The organism is Xenorhabdus sp. KK7.4 (assembly GCF_963876465.1).
GTDB lineage: Bacteria > Pseudomonadota > Gammaproteobacteria > Enterobacterales > Enterobacteriaceae > Xenorhabdus > Xenorhabdus stockiae.
In genome coordinates this window covers 1-518 of sequence record NZ_CAWNQF010000038.1, presented here as the reverse complement: position 1 = coordinate 518, position 518 = coordinate 1, and the positions used below count along the sequence as shown (strand labels likewise).

At 37.6% G+C, this 518-nt stretch carries 1 protein-coding gene; it reads left to right on the top strand.

Annotated features, from left to right (window positions below; all coding sequences use genetic code 11):
• Positions 1-54: 54 nt before the first annotated feature.
• Positions 55-518: phage antirepressor N-terminal domain-containing protein (locus AACS90_RS05040; protein WP_193757319.1), on the top strand; the 464-nt coding region annotated here is incomplete at its 3' end.

Genomic DNA, 518 nt, shown 5'->3' with positions numbered 1-518 from the left:
GTAATAGTTTCGGGGCCTCTAATGCAGCGTTTACCCTGTAGTGAGGAAGTAAACATGATAAGTATACCACTTAACGAGCCGAGTAAAACTATCAGTGTTTCATTTTATGGTTCAGATCTATATATCGTTAATTATAATGGCGAGCCTTACGTGCCAATGAGACCCATTGTTGAAGGTATGGGGTTAAACTGGAAAAGCCAATTAACAAAATTAAAACAACGGTTTAATAAAGGTATAGTGATTTCCACCATACCTACAAAATGCGGTTCACGGTCAATGATCTGCCTCGCACTCCGTAAACTGACCGGTTGGTTAACAACCATTTATCCCAACAAAGTTAAACCTGAAATCAGAGATAACGTTATCCGCTATCAGGAAGAGTGTGACGATGCTCTTTATGAATACTGGACAAAAGAGGTAGTAAAAGCAAAAGAACAAACGCCCCTTCAGCAATCTGACTTTAAATATATTATCAGAATGGAGGTTTACAATAGCCATCAAAATGAAAGAAATATATT